This is a genomic window from Brevibacillus borstelensis, from assembly GCF_036700025.1.
Lineage (GTDB): Bacteria > Bacillota > Bacilli > Brevibacillales > Brevibacillaceae > Brevibacillus > Brevibacillus borstelensis.
The window spans coordinates 4,246,633-4,262,687 of sequence record NZ_CP144922.1 but is presented as its reverse complement, the minus strand read 5'-3'; the positions used below and the strand labels follow the sequence as shown (position 1 = coordinate 4,262,687).

The 16,055-nt window shown below is 51.8% G+C and carries 15 protein-coding genes; 9 read left to right on the top strand and 6 right to left on the bottom strand.

The window, feature by feature from the left end:
• Window positions 1–118: 118 nt before the first annotated feature.
• A complete protein-coding gene (locus tag V5G20_RS20500) occupies window positions 119–2,152 on the top strand; it encodes a penicillin-binding transpeptidase domain-containing protein (RefSeq protein WP_409240976.1) in 2,034 nt (677 codons plus the stop codon).
• 93 nt (window positions 2,153–2,245) lie between these two features.
• Here the strand turns inward: V5G20_RS20500 and V5G20_RS20495 are convergent, their stop codons facing one another.
• Window positions 2,246–2,956, bottom strand: a complete 711-nt coding sequence (locus tag V5G20_RS20495; protein ID WP_003387887.1) for an FHA domain-containing protein — start codon at window positions 2,954–2,956, stop codon at window positions 2,246–2,248.
• A gap of 355 nt (window positions 2,957–3,311) precedes the next feature.
• On the opposite strand from V5G20_RS20495, the gene V5G20_RS20490 reads away from it, so the two are divergent.
• The 3 genes from V5G20_RS20490 to V5G20_RS20480 all read left to right on the top strand — a co-directional run bounded on the left by V5G20_RS20490 (window position 3,312) and on the right by V5G20_RS20480 (window position 6,064).
• Window positions 3,312–4,649, top strand: a complete 1,338-nt coding sequence (locus V5G20_RS20490; RefSeq protein WP_171506641.1) for a glycosyltransferase family 2 protein — start codon at window positions 3,312–3,314, stop codon at window positions 4,647–4,649.
• 300 nt (window positions 4,650–4,949) lie between these two features.
• On the top strand, window positions 4,950–5,342 hold the full coding sequence (locus tag V5G20_RS20485) for a hypothetical protein (protein WP_243013954.1): 393 nt from the start codon (window positions 4,950–4,952) through the stop codon (window positions 5,340–5,342).
• A gap of 176 nt (window positions 5,343–5,518) precedes the next feature.
• Window positions 5,519–6,064 (top strand): hypothetical protein, encoded by a 546-nt coding sequence (locus V5G20_RS20480; protein WP_171506662.1) that lies wholly within the window; start codon window positions 5,519–5,521, stop codon window positions 6,062–6,064.
• Between the two features lie 157 nt (window positions 6,065–6,221).
• Here V5G20_RS20480 and V5G20_RS20475 read toward each other — a convergent pair whose 3' ends face one another.
• Window positions 6,222–7,166, bottom strand: a complete 945-nt coding sequence (locus tag V5G20_RS20475) for a TIGR01777 family oxidoreductase (protein ID WP_122958103.1) — start codon at window positions 7,164–7,166, stop codon at window positions 6,222–6,224.
• Between the two features lie 151 nt (window positions 7,167–7,317).
• Between V5G20_RS20475 and V5G20_RS20470 the strand changes: the two genes are divergently transcribed.
• The gene (locus tag V5G20_RS20470) at window positions 7,318–7,878 is read left to right on the top strand and encodes a phosphoglycerate mutase family protein (RefSeq protein ID WP_327986050.1); all 561 of its coding nucleotides are present in this window, start codon (window positions 7,318–7,320) and stop codon (window positions 7,876–7,878) included.
• 38 nt (window positions 7,879–7,916) lie between these two features.
• Here V5G20_RS20470 and V5G20_RS20465 read toward each other — a convergent pair whose 3' ends face one another.
• Window positions 7,917–9,026, bottom strand: a complete 1,110-nt coding sequence (locus V5G20_RS20465; protein WP_338461990.1) for an NADH-dependent flavin oxidoreductase — start codon at window positions 9,024–9,026, stop codon at window positions 7,917–7,919.
• 222 nt (window positions 9,027–9,248) lie between these two features.
• On the opposite strand from V5G20_RS20465, the gene V5G20_RS20460 reads away from it, so the two are divergent.
• On the top strand, window positions 9,249–10,472 hold the full coding sequence (locus V5G20_RS20460; protein WP_338461988.1) for an RtcB family protein: 1,224 nt from the start codon (window positions 9,249–9,251) through the stop codon (window positions 10,470–10,472).
• A gap of 262 nt (window positions 10,473–10,734) precedes the next feature.
• On the opposite strand, the gene V5G20_RS20455 is transcribed toward V5G20_RS20460, so the two are convergent.
• Window positions 10,735–11,397 (bottom strand): YHYH domain-containing protein, encoded by a 663-nt coding sequence (locus V5G20_RS20455; protein ID WP_024984427.1) that lies wholly within the window; start codon window positions 11,395–11,397, stop codon window positions 10,735–10,737.
• A 185-nt stretch (window positions 11,398–11,582) separates the two neighbouring features.
• Between V5G20_RS20455 and V5G20_RS20450 the strand changes: the two genes are divergently transcribed.
• Window positions 11,583–11,777, top strand: a complete 195-nt coding sequence (locus tag V5G20_RS20450; RefSeq protein WP_003387876.1) for a hypothetical protein — start codon at window positions 11,583–11,585, stop codon at window positions 11,775–11,777.
• Window positions 11,778–11,866: 89 nt separating this feature from the next.
• Entirely contained in the window at window positions 11,867–12,286 is a 420-nt protein-coding gene (locus V5G20_RS20445) for an NUDIX hydrolase (RefSeq protein WP_338461985.1), read from the top strand.
• A gap of 168 nt (window positions 12,287–12,454) precedes the next feature.
• On the opposite strand, the gene V5G20_RS20440 is transcribed toward V5G20_RS20445, so the two are convergent.
• Entirely contained in the window at window positions 12,455–14,437 is a 1,983-nt protein-coding gene (locus V5G20_RS20440; protein WP_003387874.1) for a methyl-accepting chemotaxis protein, read from the bottom strand.
• A gap of 208 nt (window positions 14,438–14,645) precedes the next feature.
• A complete protein-coding gene (locus V5G20_RS20435; protein WP_003387873.1) occupies window positions 14,646–15,545 on the bottom strand; it encodes an SDR family oxidoreductase in 900 nt (299 codons plus the stop codon).
• A gap of 143 nt (window positions 15,546–15,688) precedes the next feature.
• Here V5G20_RS20435 and V5G20_RS20430 point away from each other — a divergent pair, with 143 nt between their 5' ends.
• Window positions 15,689–15,988 (top strand): zinc ribbon domain-containing protein, encoded by a 300-nt coding sequence (locus V5G20_RS20430; protein WP_003387872.1) that lies wholly within the window; start codon window positions 15,689–15,691, stop codon window positions 15,986–15,988.
• Window positions 15,989–16,055: the final 67 nt, after the last annotated feature.

The window sequence follows — 16,055 nt, the reverse complement described above, 5'->3', positions numbered from 1 at the left end:
GTCGCGACGAAGGAGGAGCGCATGTACGGCCAGTAAACCGGCCGGCCAATGTCGGCCCTCTTCTGAGCGATCAGGAAAGGAATGCTATCATCATTCAATAAAGCAGGGTGAATGGACAGTGAAAAAACAGGTATGGACGATGGCTGCCTTCTTCTTCATCTTGGCTCTGGTTGGATGCAGCAAGCAGGAAGAAAACCCCGAGGATGTCGCGCAGGCGTATCTTTCCGACTGGCAGCAGCAGCATTTTTCAGAGATGTACGAACAATTGACGCCCGAGGCAAAAGCCGGGATGACTGCCGAACAATTCGCGCAGCGCTACGAGAAAATCTATGACGGGATCGAAGCAAAGAACCTTTCGATCGAGAAGATCTCCGTGGAGCAGCAGCCCGCTGGCAAAGACGAGGCGGAAAAAGCGGAAATGACCGTCCCTTATCACGTCAAAATGGACACGGTTGCCGGTCCGCTGGATTTCAACCATCAACTAAAGCTCAAAAAGACCGAGCTCGACAAGGAAACAAAGTGGCTGATCGAGTGGGAGCCCTCGCTTATTTTCCCGCAAATGGAAAAGGGAGATAAGGTGCGGGTGCAGACCATTAAAGCGGAGCGCGGCGAGATACTGGACAGACACGGAAACGGCTTGGCGCTAAACGGAGCAGCTCTGCAGCTTGGCATCATTCCGGGGAAGCTGGGGGAGTCCGCGGAAAAGAATAAAGCGGAACTGGCTGAGAAGCTGGGCATCAGCGTGGAGGAGATCGACAAAAAGCTGAGCGCTTCCTGGGTCAAGCCTGATTTATTTGTTCCCATCGCGTTTGCGGGGGAAGAAACCGCAGCGGAATACAGAAATGTCCCTTGGGTGAGTTTCCAGGATAAAAAACTGCGTGTCTATCCGTATGGCGAGGCTGCAGCGCACCTGACCGGATATATAGGCGAGATGAGTGCCGAGGAACTGAAGCGGCACAAGGATCGAGGCTATCGCATCGGCGATCAAATCGGAAAAGCCGGCTTGGAACAAGTATTCGAAGACCGATTGAGAGGAAAAAACGGAGCGGTTATCGCCGTTGCCGATGAAAAAGGCAAGCAAAAAGCGGTGATTGCCGAAACGAAGGCTGTTCCGGGGGAAACGATCAAGCTGACCATCGATGCAAGCCTGCAGCAGGCCATCTACGACGAGGTAAAGCAGGAGTCGGCATCTGTCGCGGCTATTCAGCCGAAGACGGGCGAAATTCTTGCTTTGTCGAGCAGCCCGTCATACGATCCGAATGCGTTCATACGCGGATTGTCCAGCCGTCAATACGAGCAGTGGCAGAACGATCCCCGGAATCCTTTTTTGAACCGGTTTTCAAAGGGGTATTCGCCCGGCTCCTCATTTAAAGTCGTCACGGCTGCGATCGGTCTGGATATAAATGCCATTGATCCCGGCGAAGAGAAACAAATCTCCGGGCTGACGTGGGCCAAAGACGGTTCGTGGGGCAACTATTTCGTCACGCGCGTCCATGCGGCGAAATCCGTCAATCTGCTGAAGTCTCTCATTTATTCGGACAACATATACTTCGCGCAGGCAGCACTGCAGATCGGTGCCGAAGCATTTGAAAAAGAGAGCGCCAAGTTCGGAATAGGCGAAGCATTGCCCATTCCCTATCCGTTTAGCAAGTCGCAGCTTTCGAACAGCGGCATCCAGAACGAAATTCTGCTTGCGGATACCGGCTACGGGCAGGGGGAAGTAAAGATGACCACGCTTCACGTCGCATTGGTTTATTCGGCACTCGTGAACGAAGGCAATATCCCTCGCCCCCTGCTGCTGGAAGATGGCAAGACAAAAGAGCCGGGCATCTGGAAGGAGCAAGCCATGACTCCCGAGACAGCGGCGCTATTGAGAAAAGACCTCATTCAAGCGGTCAGCAGCCCCGATGGAGTGGGACACGGCGCATATATTCCGGGGAAATCCATCGCCGGCAAGACCGGGACGGCAGAATTGAAACAGAGCAAAGACGCGGACGGCCAAGAAAACGGATGGTTTGTCGGATTTGATGCCGATGCTCCGGAGCTGCTGTTGTCCATGATGGTCGAAGATGTGAAAGGACGCGGAGGGAGCAGTGTCGTCACGAAGAAGGTCAAGCGTATCTTTCAGCAGGTGTTGAAGAATGCGTCGTAAAGCACAATTGTCGGGCAAGGGAAAGACTCGAACGTCAACAAGCAAGGACCGGTGAAGTGCACCGGTCCTTTGATGATGTCAAGCAGCAGCTATTTAGCAGCGGGAATGGGCTGGCGCCTGCGATTCTGTCTGTTGTGGCGGCAACAGCTTCAATATGTAACCTTTGCCTCTGATATTTTCAATAGTGACGGCGTGATTCGTTTTTTTGCGGATTCGGTAGAGAAGAGAATTGATTTCCTCCGAGCTGACGGAGGGAAGCAACGGGTCTGCCGGCCGCTCCGGCCATACATAGCGAATGATTTCGTCTTTGCCGACAAATTGCCGTTCCTTGCGCAACAAAAGCTCCAGACATCTGTATTCCTTTTCGGAAAAGTGAAAGCTGCGGCCATGAATCCAAATGATCTGTCTCACAGGGTCCTCCTCCAGAGGGGTACTGCCTTGCAGGAACAAGGGTTTAAAGTCCAATGTCTCTTCCAGATTTACCGGAGAAAAAACAAGAGCAACCATCCCCCTTGCAAATGAAATGCTGTCGGAGGCTGCGAGAATCGTCGGCACAAAGGGCATCAGCCGCTGCCCATTGACTTCTGTTCCATGCTTGCTGTCCAAATCCATAATATAGTAGTGATCGTTTTCAAAGGAAATCGATGCCTGTTTTCGAGAGACGTAGACGTTGTCAAATGCGATATCCGGTTCCCATGACCCATCTTTTCTTCCCAATAAGGTGCTGGATTGCAGAAGCCGAAAGGTTGATCCCCCGTCAAAAGGAAATCCGCGGATGACAACCAATTGTGACGGCAAACTCACAATGGATAACCTCCTTCTGATGATCAATGGATTTGCTTGTAAAAGTTATATTCTTTCATAGTACGACAGATCGTGATAGAATGTTTCATTGAGTTTTGTGAATCGGTATCCAATCGATTATGAAAGACGCCAGCATTCGCCTCCGCCCTGAGGCGGCTTTTTTGCTTCCGGACACTTTGGCCACAGCAGCCAACGTGGTTGCTATTCTTTGGTTGCATTTCCAAAAGGCTATCATGTAGCCCTTGCAATGCCATGAGGTATGCTGGTTATGTGTGCTGCCTTTCACAATCTTAGTCAAACATCACGGGAGCCTGTGGGGTTTCCGTGGCAGGGGGTCCTAGCTTTGCAGTCCAACATGAATTGCCCCAAACAACCATTAAATCGTGCGGCCTCCTCCAGATATATTTCGGTAAAGATGAAATTTTGGATCAGTCAATTGATTGCCGTTTCCTGGATGACCCTTTCAATTGTCCTGTCTTTGCCATGGGTCCATGATCTGGAGCAGTACATACCTTCGTTCGTCGCCATTGCCGTGATTGCGGGCATCTCTTACATACCGGGATATATGAATGCATTTATGATTGCCAGTCTGCTTGTGGATCGTCAACCGACCTTCAAGACGCTCGCTCCGAAAGAAGACATTACGATTGTGATCGCCTGCCGGAACGAGGAAAAAGGGATCGGAGAAACGCTCAACCAGATCGCCAAACAAGACCACGAGGGCAAGATAGACGTCATCGTAGTAGACAACGGCTCCATCGACCGAACGGCTGAAGTAGCGAAAGAGCTCGGCAAGCAGCTCGGCTTGGACATTCTGGTTGTTGAAGAGACCAGAGCCGGAAAGCATCACGCGCTGAACCGGGCCCTTCCTTTGGTGACGACCCGGTATGTCGTGACACTAGACGCCGATACGCTTCTGCATCCCCAAGCGATCCGCTATATCGTTGCCCGCATGCTGTCTGCGCCCGCAGATGTCAGTGCTGTGGCCGGAGCGGTGCTCGTTCGCAACAGCCGCGACAATTTCCTTTCAAAAATCCAGGAATGGGATTACTTTTTGGGTATTGCCAGCATCAAAAGATTACAAGGTTTATACCAAGGGACGCTTGTAGCACAGGGGGCCTTTTCCCTCTACGAAACGGATGCGATCCGAAATATCGGCGGGTGGCCGGATGCGATCGGAGAAGATATTGTGTTGACCTGGCGTTTGCTTGGCACCAACCAAAGAGTCTTCTTTGAACCGCTGGCCGTGGCTTTTACCGATGTTCCCACCACCTTCAAGCACTTTTTCAGACAGCGCAGCCGTTGGGCCAGAGGAATGATCGAGGCGTTGAAAGTGATAAAGCCGTGGCAGCAGCCGATTATGTTTGCCCGGTTCTTGACCGGCTACAACCTGCTCATGCCCTATCTCGATTTCGTGTACACGTTTTGCTGGCTTCCCGGCTTGGTCGCGGCCTTCTTTGGGCACTACTGGATTGTCGGACCGATTACCCTCCTCGTCCTGCCGTTGGCGCTTTTGCAAAATATGATTTTGTACCGCTACCAGAAATACGTCTTTCGCACTCTGGATCTGAAGATCAGACGGAACCGCTGGGGCTTTGTTGCATTTGTGCTTTGCTACCAGATGATCATGAGCCCGGTGTCTGTTTGCGGATATTTTCAGGAGTGTCTAAAGCTTGGCCGGGTCTGGAAATAGGTTTTTTTCCATTGAACAAAGCGAGTTTTTAAAGAAGAGAATCCGTTTTTCGACCTCACTTCTCGGTGAGGTTTTTTCTTTGCGAAAGTTAACTCTATTTCCACCTTTTGTTATAATCAATTCAACTCCTGACCACCCTTTTGAGGTTCCTTTGAAGCTTTTTGCCATTTTCAGACGTGTGCCTCTCCCGGCACACGTTGCGGCGCTGTATGGGGAGATCGGACCACATGCTGCTTGAAGGATTGGTGAAATGCTAGGAGCAAGGAAAAAAAGCCATTTCTTGATCACGGAGGCACACATATGGCGCAGCATTTTATCGCAAGCATTCCGGCCAGCTTTCTGTTTGTTTTTGGAGCCGCACTTTTCTATTTTCAAGATCGGTTCGTGGTGTTGCCGCTGGCGATGTTTACTTTCCCAACGGTACTTTTCCTGGGAATTCCCATGGCTATTGCGATTGACTGGTTGTTGAAGCCTATCGGCAATACGAAGCCTGTCAAGCGTTTTTTCATAGAAAGCCTGCTTTATGTAATCGCAGGTGTAGCCGCTACAGGGATTCTGTTTCTGATAGTGACGGGAAGATTTGTGCCATTTTCTTTCAAGTTCTATCTTTTGGGAGCATCTGCTTCGTATGTATACTTTTTGTGTCTATCGTTTGTCCGCTTAAAAGGTAGCAAAGCATCCTGTTCTAGCTAGATTTATAAAAGCGATGTTTGTCAGGAACAGTGAATAACAGGAGCAGGGCGTGCCAAGAAGAACGCATGTCGGGTGCTATATCCTTAAAGGAAACCTGCTGCTATCATTCTATGTTTATATCTTCTAACTTATGCGAGCCGCTCTCTCAATTTTTGATCAGGGAAGCCGGAGAACCTGTGAAGAATACTATCGGAAGAAGAATCTTTGACAGGGAAGTGAAGCGTATCAGAAAAACAGTCATTTTCTTGCTCGGCGTCGCTGCTGTCATGGTCATGTTTGTTTTCGGCCTGGGCAAAGAGAATCCGAAAGCAACGATAAAAGTAACAGTAGGCCATTTATCGAAAGAAGAGCAGGATGCGGCATCTGTCCCGGAAGCCAACAAAAAAGACCTCAGAAAACTTGAGGTCAGCGTACGGATCGATGACTCGAAAAGTGCAACGGACAGAAAGATCGAGCTTCCGTATCTGTCGACAGTAATCAAACAGTTCGACCAGTCGCGGGTGATTTCCACGAGTTCATTTGAACAAAACAATGTTGGCTCGGAGCCTTTTGCGATCTCGGAACAATCCGTCATCTTCGATGCGAGAGGATTGGATGAGGAGGCGATTCGGCGCATGTTTGAAACGTCATATGCGGTTGTAAGCTGGACATCAAAGGACAACGCAAAGACATACGACAGGTTCTCCATCGGAAATTTGCTGCATGTCCAGCAGGAACCGTAAATCCGATGCAACCAGGCGGAAGCTGCAAAAATGGTGATTTGAATGCATCAAAAAATAGCAGCTTGTTTTCCGCAAAAATAGCAGCTCTCTCTCTTCAAAATACTGACTCGCCTGCTGCATGGACAGGGGGCAAACGATAGCGTCTCGTGCCGCACGATCAGCGGAAAAAGGAAAAAGCGCCATGTTCGTTCGTCTCGATAATATCCCGCAATGCCTCTTCCAAATCGGTAAACCTGAATGAAAATCCCGCATCGAGCAGCTTTTTGGGGACGCAATTCCTCCCGGTCAAGGCAAGGCTGGGCTCTGTTCTCATGACCAGGTAGGCACCGAGCCATACCAATGGGGCCGGAGCAGGAGGAGCCCATCCCTTGTTCATGACCTTCCGCAATGTCTGCATGAATTCGCGGTTGGTCACAGGGGTGGGGCCGGTTGCGTTGTAGGTTCCCTGCAGTTGTTCGTTTTGGATCGCGGCGAAAATCATCTCGTTCAGATCATCGACGTGCAGCCAGCTAATGTATTGGTCGCCCGAGCCGACGGTGCCGCCGAGGTTGTATGTTACGAGGTTCATGAGCGGCTCTAGGGCGCCCCCGTTTTTCCCCAAGGCGAAGCCGATCCGCAGCAAAACTTTTCTCGTTTTTGGAAGCTCCACCGCAAAGAAGGCCTCCTCCCACCGTTTGCAAACCTCCACCGAAAAGCCTTCCCCGTGTGGAGCTTCTTCGTCGCAAAGCTGGCGGGTATCTCCAAAAATCGCAAGGGAGCCCGCCTGGACAAATACGGGAGGCGGATTTTTGCATGCCAGTATCGCATCTGTCAGTGCTTTGACAGAGGAAAGTCTGGACTGGATAATTTCCGCTTTATTTTTCTTGGTGTAGATACAATTGACGCTTTTTCCGGCAAAATTGACAACAGCTCGGCTGCCCTCGAGCTCGGCCGCCCATTCGCCGACTGCAGCCCCGTCCCAGGCAACGTACCTGGCATGCGGATTGTTTCCGGCGGCGCTGCGTGAGAGGATGACAGCTTCATAGCCTTTTTCTGATAGAAAGGAAGCGAACGCGTTCCCCAAAAAGCCGGAGCCGCCAGCGAGAATGATTTTATTGCTCACAGAATTCACCCTTCCATGGGTTGCGTTTTTGATCGGATATAACGCGAAGCGTCGTAACAGTTGTACATAGTTGAGTATACCAAAAATTGGATAGATGCGGGGGCAGAGGCTCATCTCCCTCCGTTTTTGGGTTTTGGAGGGGAGACGAGCAGTGAAGATTGGATTGGTAAGGCATTTTAAAGTGAAAAAAGATAATCCGGGAATGGCGTTGCTGAGCCAGAAGGAAGTGATGCAATGGTTTGCGGAATACGACGAGGCCGATGTCAAGACGGGGGAAGTAGACTTGGGGGGAATTTCCTGGACGAGATGCTACGCCAGCGATCTGCCGCGAGCAGTCAAAACGGCCGAGACCATCTACGACGGGGAGAATATCCGGACGGCAGCATTGAGAGAGATACCGATCTACCCGGTTTTTCGCGGGGAAGCCAAAATGCCCTTCTGGTGCTGGGCTTTCATACTCCGCGTGGCGTGGCTGTTGAATCATCCGTCCCAGCTTGAGGGAAAAAAAGCTGTGCAAGCGCGGATTTCAACGCTTTTGGACGATACCCTCTTAAAGGGCGGGGAAGATGTGCTGATCGTCGGTCACGCAGCTTTCATGCTGTTCATGCGAAAAGAGGTGAACAGAGGCTTTAGAGGTCCGGCGCTGCGGACAATCGCCAATGGACGCCTGTATGTGTTTGAAAAAGCGGAGGGATCAGAGATTGGCCTCTGATCCCTTGTAATGGTATTGCGGAAAAATGCGAACGCCGCTCATTCCACCGGAAACCAACCGGGTACACCGGCGATCATTCTCCAGAGGGAATCAGGTATGGCCAACCTGGCCTGATCATCCTTGGCAATCGTCGTCTTGATCTCGTCTTCTCGTCCATCGGCGATTTTTTCGATCCAGTCCGGCTCCATGATCAGTTCTCGGCCAAGGGCAATCAGCGGTATTCCTGTTTGCAAAGCACGAACGGCATCCTGTGCGGTGCGAATGGCACCTACACCCATGACGGGAACCAGATGGCCGACACGCTCATGGATGATCTGGATGCGCGGACGGTCATCGTCGATCCCGCGCCTTGGGACTGACCAGAAATCGTTGAGAGAAATGTGCAGGTAATCGAGCGGCTTTGCAGCCAGAGCCTCGGCAAAGGGCAATGTGTCCGCCATTGTAATACCGGATGTTTCCGCTTCCTCGGGGGAGAGCCGGTATCCGATGATGAAAGGCTCTTTGGCGTACTGGCGGACGACCCGATGGACTTCGTCTACGACCGCCAGCGGAAACGCCATTCGCTTTTCCAGCGTTCCGCCCCAGCGGTCCTTGCGCCTGTTGGAATGCGGCGAAAAGAACTGTTGAATCAGAAAGCCGTTCGCCCCGTGGATTTCCACTCCGTCAAATCCTGCCTTGATCGCCCGTCTCGTCGCTTCTCCGAAGGTGCGGATGATCTCGACAATCTCTTCCTCGCGCAATTCGCGCGGGACTACGGCCCCTTCTTTTTCCATGGGGACAGCGCTTGCGCTGACGACATCGCCATTGGAGGCAGGGCACTGCCGGCCACCGTGGACAATTTGCAGAATGGCTTTGGCGCCGTGCTCCTTGATCGTGGAAGCAAGCCGGGCTAGTCCGGGAATCATTTCATCGCGATCGGCTGCTGCTGAACCGGGGAACCCGCCTTGAGCGCTGACAGTCGTGGATGCAGTGATCACCATGCCGACTCCGCGAGAACGGCGGCTGTAGTAGCTCAAATCATCGTCGGAAACGGATCCATCCGCGTTGGCGGCGGAAATGGTCATCGGTGCCATGCTGATCCGGTTCTTCAGCTCTACGCCGCAAGGAAGAACAAAAGGTTCGAAAATCGGTTGGAATCTATCGTTCATAGCATAAATCTCCTTATCTGGATGATTCGATTATCGGTCTGTTCCTAGCAGTCTTAGTTATGATTATAACGGGGCTTCACTGACAGGGATTGTCAGTAAAGAGAACAAGCCCAGACTTTGCCACCAAGAAAAAGAAAAGAAACTGTTGTATAATACTGGATACTATCCCAAAACAGACAATTCATAAATGATAAGTAAAGAAAAAAGGAGAAAAACGAAATCATGTACCAAACCATTGCCAATGTAAGAGTGTGGGGGACCCCACTTGAAAATGCGGTATCGCAGGCCGTGACCTGCTCCAAATACGGCAATGTCGTCCAAGTATTGCTCATGGCGGACCACCACAAAGGATACTCGCAGCCTGTCGGAGGCGTTGTCGTCTACGACGGACAAATCTCTCCTTCCGGCGTCGGGTACGACATCGCCTGCGGAAACAAGGCCGTCCGTACCGACCTCCGCTATGAGGAAATCAAGACGAAAATCCCGCAAATCATGGATGAGATCGCCAAAACCATTTCCTTTGGAATCGGGCGGGTCAACAACGAGAAGGTCGATCACGATCTATTCGAAGAGGAAGATTGGTACGTGTACAAGCAGATCGGCAAACACGAGCACGACTCCCTGAAGGCTTTGGCCAAAAGCCAGCTCGGTACCGTGGGAAGCGGGAACCATTTCGTCGATCTGTTCGTGGAGGAAGCGACGGGAATGGTGTGGATCGCCAACCATTTCGGCAGTCGCGGGTTTGGACACAAGACAGCCAGCGGATTTTTGAATCTGGCGAATGGGCGAAAGTTTTCGGACAAGGCACCGGGCGAGAGCATGGATCAGCCGCCGACGCTGCTCGATTTGGACAGCGAGCTGGGCGAGATGTATTTCAAGGCGATGACGCTTGCGGGCAAATACGCGTATGCAGGCCGTGACTATGTGATCGATCAGGTTTTAGGCATTCTCGGTGCGGAAACAACTTTCGAGGTTCATAACCATCACAATTTCGCCTGGAAGGAAATACATGACGGCAAAGAGTACGTGGTCGTCAGAAAAGGGGCGACGCCATCAGCGCCGGGTCAGCTTGGCTTTATCGGGGGCAGCATGGGTGATTTGTCCGTCATCGTGAAAGGAAAGGATACACAGGAAAACAAGGAGGCCTTTTACAGCACAGTGCACGGAGCAGGTAGAATCATGAGCCGTACCGAGGCGGCCGGCAGGATGAATTGGACAACGCGCAAGCGCAGCGGCGGCAAAATTACCGTGGAGCAGATGAAGCGGGCGATCAGCGAGTTTGGCGTGGAGCTTCGCGGAGCGGGAACGGATGAGAGTCCGTTCGTATACAAAAAGCTGTCCGAGGTACTGCGGGCCCATGAGGAGACGGTAGAGGTTTTGCATGTATTGAAGCCCATCGGTGTTTGCATGGCGGGTGCGGATGAGTTTGATCCGTATAAGGATTGAGTGTTCGTAAGTGTAAAGCGTTGTAAAGCATCGGACTTAGGGGGAGCTGTAGGGCTGTCCCTCCTTTTACATTTGCAGCAATATGTAAGGAAGACGGCTGATCACGGCCCAAGGAGCCAATTGAAAAAGGGAAAAGAGCAAATTTTGTGAGAGCAAGGAAAGCAGAGGATGCAAAGGGGGATGGGACACCTGTTGAGCCGGGGAAAACGCGGGTTTGTGTCCGCGGCTTATCAAGGTGTCCCAAGCAGGACGCTCTAGCGCGTTACCAAGCTACGGTACCGGAGAGAAATCCTTTTATCGCGTTTCCTTGACTATCCGTTGTCGAAATATAATACCATTCCCCGCTTTTCCCCAACGCCTGCACCGTAGTGTTTTTCGTCAGCGACCCGTTGGCGCTTCCAGAGGCAGAAGGAATGGCAAAGACGTAAGCCTTGTCCACTTGCACGGTAACATTCTTCGGCTGAATCGATTCGTACTGGGTGATGACGGTTTTCGGAATGTAACCGATGCGTCCGTCGGCAAAATGATAAGTAATCCATCCTTCAACCGTCCCATGATCCTGGGCTATAGTTCCGTACTCTACCTGACCGATCATATAATCATCATGCTGAACAGGTTGAATGTAAACCATTGCTGATTTGACGGCGATGATTGGTATGATGACAGGGGCAGGTGCTGATGACTGTTGCGGAGCAGGCTTCGGGGTCGACTTTGGAGATGGTGGGCTGCTCTTGCCAGATGAGCTTGAGCTCGACCCTCCGCTATTGTGGTAATGATACTCTCCGTATCGGAGTCCCCACTTTTCACAGTTGGTTCGACAGGTGTGGCCTCCATTCGCATCCGTTCTGCCCGGATGGGCAAATGAAGCCGGAAGAATCGAGAACGCCAAGACTAGTAAAAGAAGAAAGATGATTCCCTTTTTCAAAGAATATACCCTCCTTTTTCCATTTCTTCTATTATAATAGATTGCCTGTGCTTTTTGGGGAAAGTTAGCGAAAATCCGATTATTGTTCGAGAAAGGGGCAGGGCCGACCCAATCTATGCTATGCTTATCTCGTGTAAACCATTTCCAGTGAAGGTCGCCCCAACATAAAAAGGAGGATGATTGAGATGGAAACGACGGCCACACCATGCCCCAAATGCTATGCAACGGAATGGGGAAAGGGAAAGCAAAGCGGGTATGCCTCCATAGCCCCCATGAACAAAATCTTTTCTACCAATTCTGCTGTGATCCATATCATTTGTACGAGCTGCGGATACATTCTGGAAAGCTATGTGGAAAAGCCGGCCAAGTTCCAGGAGTAGCACATGAAGCGGCTAATCAAAAAAGCCTCGCCAGGACCATGCCAAAGACCGAAAGCCAACATTTCTATCATATACCGGAGGGCTAATCATTGAAGAGAGTAGATGTCGCATATACGCTGTTATTTGACGAACAAAAAAATCAGGTGCTCTTGGTCTTCAATAAACGAGGAAGCTGGAGTCTGCCGGGAGGAGCAGTAGAGGCAGGGGAGACTTTGCGGGAAGCCGCCATCCGTGAAGCGCGGGAAGAGACCGGTTACGAGGTGAACGTGTCCAGAATCGTTGCCGTCAATGAAGCGTATATCGGAGATGAGCACGTCCACTTTATTACGTTTCGCGGCGAAATTCTTCAGCGCCCTGAGACGATTCCTTACGATTCTGAGATTTTGGAAGTCAAATGGGTGGATCTGGCTGAGGCGGATCGTTTGCTGCCTTACCATCCTGATGGTGTCTCCGCCCTGCTCCGTGGAGCAGGAGCTGACTATGTGATTCAAGAGGAACCGCAAGAGTAATCGAGCCAGGAACGATTGATTGTCGAAAAAGGTAAGCTTAACGCAATTGAATTGGCTCATCAGTCCGTGGATTTCGGCTAAGCCGTAAGCGTTTGAGAAAAAAGGGACATCCCCACCAGTGGAGATATCCCTTTCTTTTGTTGGTATGCATGAGCTTGTTGTGTTTCGCTACAGCTTGAACCGTCCGACGAGAGTCTGCAGACGGTCTGCCATCTGAGACAAGGACGTAGCGGAGGAGGCAATCTCCTCGATCGAAGCGAGCTGCTCTTCGGAAGCAGCCGAGGCTTCTTGCGTACGGGAAGCGGCTATTTCCGCCGAGCTGGTGATCGTTTTCATGGCAGACACCAATTGCTCGGCCGCGTCGGCTATTTGCTGCATGGCGCCGGTTACTTCCTGCATGCTTTGATCGACGGTCTGGACGGATTGTTCGATGTGGGCAAAGGAACGCCCCGCCTTGCTGACAGCGGCTAGCCCTTCTTCTACACCTGACGTTGTTTGGGCCATGGACTGCAGAGCTTGACTCGTCTCATCCATGACGGCGGCGATCAAGCGGGAGATTTGGGTGGCTGATTGGGCCGACTGCTCTGCCAGCTTCCGTACTTCATCTGCCACGACAGCAAAACCTCGTCCTTGTTCTCCTGCCCGCGCGGCTTCAATGGCGGCGTTGAGAGCCAGCAGGTTGGTCTGCTCGGCAATTCCGGTGATGACATCGAGAATGCTACCGATCTCCTGGGAGCGATCGCCGAGCCCTTGGATGACGTCTGCCAAATTGCGAACGGCAGAATGAATGTCATTCATCTTCTGCTCCGCATCCTGGATAACCGCTTCCCCGCTGCAAGCCTGCTCCGAAGCTTCTGCAGTAAGCGAAGAGACCCGCTCCGTGTTCTCTGAGACCAGATGAACGCGCTCTGACAAACGGGCAATGGTGGCGGACGCCTGTTCAACGCTTTGCGCCTGCTTGTCTACCCCGGATGCGACATCCTGCATGGTCAGGGAAATTTGCTCCGTCGCACCGCTCGTCTGACCGGCACTTGCCGTCAGTTGCTCCGCCGCCGCGGCTACTTGTTCGGAGCTGCTCGCTACCTCCTGCAAAAGCTCGCGCAGAGTATCCTGCATATGTTGGATCGTCTGTCCGAGCCGGCCGAATTCATCCCGAGTCTGAATGTGTACATTCTCCGTCAGGTCCCCCTGGCTGATTTTTTCGGCGACCTGCATCATCTTGTTCAAAGGAATCGTGATCGATCGGATAATCGCATAGACGAGGATGGCTCCCAGCGCGATCGAGAGGGCCATGACGAGCAGGGTACGGTACCAGATCGGCTGAACTGCTTGCTCGATCTCATGGGTATACATAATTCCTGCGATCTTCCAGCCTGTAAGAGAATTGGTTGCAAACAAGATGTCTGCAGCTTGTCCTTCGATAGTTGTACTGAAGAATCCTGTCGCTTGCTTTTGCAGCGCTGTGACCCAGGAATTGTCCGCTTCCGAACCGCTTTTTTCCGTCGGATGGACGATGTATTTCCCCGTTTGATCGATTAGAGTCGCATAGCCTTCATCTCCGATGCGAATCTCGGAGGTGAGCTTTTTCAAATTGTCGAGATCCAGATCAACGGCCACCACACCTGAGCCGTCCCGCAGACTTTGTGTAATCGTCACAACCATATCGCCCGTAGTAGCAGCGATGTAGGGAGCGGTGATCACCGCTTTTCCTTTTTGGGCCATTGCTTGCTGATACCAAGGTCTTGTGCGCGGATCGTAGCCGTCCGGCAGTTTTTTGCGGGGGGACTGAATCATGGAGCCGCTGTCCGTTCCCACATAGACGCTCACTAATTCAGGATGGAGGCTGTGGTACTGATCCAACCGGCTTCTGACCAGAGGACTGTCGTCTCCCGCAAAATCCTGCTTGTTGATGTGCGCAGAGAAATAATCCACATCACTTATTTTGGGGGAGATGGTATCGTGGATGAGGAGACTGAGCAGCTCCACGTCCTTTTGGGCACCGCGGAGAACCTCCTGCTCCATGTTTTGCTTGGCGCTTTGAAAGGAAAATCCGCCGATAGCCAGGCTTGGTATGATGAGAAGGAGGGCGAAGGATAGAATCAGCTTTGAGCGGACCGAAAATCCTCTGCGGTTTTTCATGGTGTCTGACATGCATGATTTCCCCTTTTGAGAACGAATTTTATATATAACAGATAAAAATCAACTAAATTAAAATAGCATAGCTTGGCAAACTTGGAAATGTATCGTGTCACTTTCTTTCTTTTCAGCTTATTCACTATTGTCAAACATAAAAACCTGCCCGTTTATCCTTCGATTCGGGCAGGTTCGAAAAAGCGGTGGGAGCAAAAGACTTTTTCTCTTACGATGAAGTGATCGTCCCTCCGTTTACGTGGAGGACTTGGCCGCTGACGTAGCTGGAATCGTCGGAAGCAAGATAGACGTAAGCCGGCGCCAGTTCAAACGGCTGGCCGGCCCGTTTCATCGGAGTGTCCAGGCCAAAGGACATGACTTGTTCTGCCGAAAAGCTGGAGGGAATCAGCGGTGTCCAGATCGGACCGGGGGCAACGGCGTTTACCCGGATGCCTTCACTGACCAATGACAACGAGAGGGAGCGGGTAAACGACACGATCGCACCTTTGGTCGAGGAGTAATCGATCAGCTCCTTTTGACCTTCATAGGCAGTGACCGAGGTCGTATTGATGATCGCACTTCCACGCTTCATGCAAGGCAGGGCTGCCTTCGTCATGTAAAAGAAAGAGAAAAGATTGGTGCGGAACGTGTTGTCCAATTGCTCGTCGGAGATGTCGAGAATGCTATTTTGCGGATACTGAACAGCGCAGTTATTGACAAGGATGTCAAGCCGACCGAATGTTTCGATGGTCTGGCCGATGACATCACGGGAAGTCCCCGGGTGACGCAGGTCTCCCGCGATGGACAGACAACGTCTGCCAAGCTCCTCGACACGCCGTTTTGTTTCGGCCGCATCCTCGTGCTCGTAAAGATAGGCAATGACAACATCCGCACCCTCTTTGGCAAAGGCGATGGCAACGGCCCGTCCGATACCGCTGTCTCCTCCGGTAATGACGGCTACCTTGTCCTGCAGTTTGCCTGATCCGATGTAGCCCGGGTTTTCGGCTATCGGCAAGGGAACCATCAAATACTCCAGACCAGGCTGACGCTCCTGGTGCTGAGGCGGAAATGCAATCGGCTTGGTCTCGCATTCGGTACGGAAGGAGTAATAGGGGTACATGGGAAACATGCGCATTCCTCCATTAGGCGTTTACCTTGACAATGTATTCCTGCCGGTGAGGGGTGTGCAGACGGAAATGTCTTTGGACAGAAGAAACGGTTTGCTTTTTGAAACGTCAATCACATAGAGGAAAGACGGGAGGAGAAAGTCCGATGCGGCAGCAATGTCACATTTGCAATGAATGGCTCGACCATAATCTTCAATGCAGTTGTACCCGGAAAACGGGGAATAGCCACTACAACAAGGACGACAGGCAATCCGGCTGCCCCAAATGCGGGGGTACATCCGCAACGGTCACGGAAATGTCCGCGACGGGAGGGACGCTGTCACGGGTGCTGAATATGCAGTACCAGCGCTTCGATGTGGTGAGCTGCAACGGCTGCGGCTACAGCGAGTTTTACCGCAAGGATGCGTCGCTTCCCCGGGATGTTCTCGACTTGTTTTTCGGCTAGGAACAGCAGGAGAACTCCGGTGGCGAATGGCGGCATTTTTTCAAACCTGTTAGACGAGGGGCGAAAT